Source organism: Streptomyces europaeiscabiei (assembly GCF_001550375.1).
GTDB lineage: Bacteria > Actinomycetota > Actinomycetes > Streptomycetales > Streptomycetaceae > Streptomyces > Streptomyces europaeiscabiei.
Genome location: NZ_LRTR01000459.1, coordinates 1 through 1,848, shown reverse-complemented (window position 1 = coordinate 1,848; position 1,848 = coordinate 1). Strand labels below are relative to the sequence as shown.

2 protein-coding genes are annotated in these 1,848 nt (G+C 74.7%); both read right to left on the bottom strand.

Annotated features, from left to right (window positions below):
* The coding region (locus AWZ10_RS22425) for a glycosyltransferase (protein ID WP_159058319.1) at nucleotides 1-493 on the bottom strand (493 nt) is incomplete at its 3' end.
* 336 nt (nucleotides 494-829) lie between these two features.
* Nucleotides 830-1,848, bottom strand: a 1,019-nt coding sequence (locus AWZ10_RS22420; protein WP_482258109.1) for a DNA repair protein RecN, incomplete at its 5' end; no start/stop codon positions are given.

Below are 1,848 nucleotides of genomic sequence, written 5' to 3'. Positions count from 1 at the left end.
CGTCGCGCGCGCCCCGGCTGCGGGCCCGGTCGACCAGGTCGGAGGAGGTACCGAGGACCACGGCGGCGGCCTTGGCGACGCGCCGCTCCAGCAGCCGCAGCAGATGCGCCCGCGCCCCCTCGGCGTGCGCACGCGTGTGCCAGGTGACGACGAGCGGGGTGGTGCGCCGGCCGAGCGCGAGGGTGGCCCGGAAGCCGGCGTGCAGGCCGTGCGCGTGCACCAGGTCGGCGTCCGCGCAGGCGCTGCGCAGGCTGGCCACCGAGGCGGGGTCGCTGCTGCGGGGCACGTGGACGTGGTGGGCGCCGACGCCGGTGAAGTCGTACACACCGTCGGCCTCACCGGGGGCGCACACGGTGACCCGCACGCCCCGGGCCACCAGACCGGAGGCCAGCGACCGCACATGCGCACTGCTCACCGCGCTGCCGCCGCCGAGCACTTGCACGGTTCGCAGCGGCGACTGGCCGTGCGGTGAGTGGCTGCTCACGTGGCTCACGTGGCCGGGGCTCCTGGTTCGGGTCGGACGGTCACGAAGAAACGTACAGAAGGATCCCGCGGTGGGGGTGGACCGTACGAGGCGATTCCGTACGGTCCACGCAGCACGTCCTGCTACGTCGTTCCTGTCCAAGGATGCCAGGCCGCAAGAGTGTTCCGGGACAGCCGGACGGAGCGGGAGCCGGAGGGCCGGGCAACCCCGGATCAACGGTCACCCACACGAGTGAACTCCCGCACGAGGTTGCCCCTCCGTACGACTCTCGCCCCACGCCTTGCCCGCCGCGTTCACCGTCCTGTGCACGCACAGCCGACGAAAGCGGCGGTCCCGGCCCTCGCCCTACGCGTCCGCGCGGGCCGCCGCCAGCAGCTCCTCCGCGTGCGCCCGTGCCGTCTCGGAGTCCTCCTGGCCGGCGAGCATGCGCGACAGCTCACGCACCCGGTCCTCCCCCTCCAGGACCTTCACACCGGACCGGGTCACGGACCCGTCATCGGTCTTCTCCACCAGCAGCTGCCGGTCGGCGAAGGCGGCGACCTGCGGCAGATGGGTGACGACCACGACCTGCGCCGACCTGGCGAGGCGGGCGAGGCGCCGGCCGATCTCGACCGCGGCCTTGCCGCCGACACCCGCGTCGACCTCGTCGAAGAGGTACGTCGGCACGGGGTCCGTCCCCGCGAAGACGACCTCCACGGCCAGCATCACCCGCGACAGCTCACCGCCGGACGCGCCCTTGGCGATGGGCCGGGGCGGCGCCCCCGGATGCGGGGCGAGCAGCAGTTCGACCTCGTCGACACCGGACGGCCCGTACGCGACCGTACGCCCGCCCACCTCGACGCCCTCGGGATCGTCGCTCTGCCGGATCTCGAACGACACGCGCGCGTGCGGCATGGCGAGCGAGGCCAGCGCGGCGGTGACGGCGGCGGCGAAGCGCTCGGCGGCCTCCGCCCGTGCGTCGGTCAGGGCCTGGGCGAGCCCGCCCAGTTCGGCCCGCAGCGCGTCCCGCTCGGCGGTCAGCTCGTCGATCCGCTCGTCGTCGCCGTCGAGTTCGGTGAGCCGCTGGGCGCCCTCCTCGGCCCAGGAGAGCACGGAGGCGGTGTCCTGTCCGTACTTCCGGGTGAGCGCGTTGAGAGCGGCCCGCCGCTCCTCGACGGCCGCCAGCCGCAGCGGGTCGGCGTCCAGGTCGTCGGCGTATCCCGCCAGCTCCCCCGCCACATCGCCCAGCAGGATCCCGATCTCCCCGATCCGCTCGGCGAGCGCGGCCAGCGCCGGGTCGTGCGACCGCACGGCCTCCAGCGCCCGGTGTGCGCCCGCGACGAGCGTGGTGGCGTCCACGCCCTCCGGGTCCTCGGGGTTGCCCG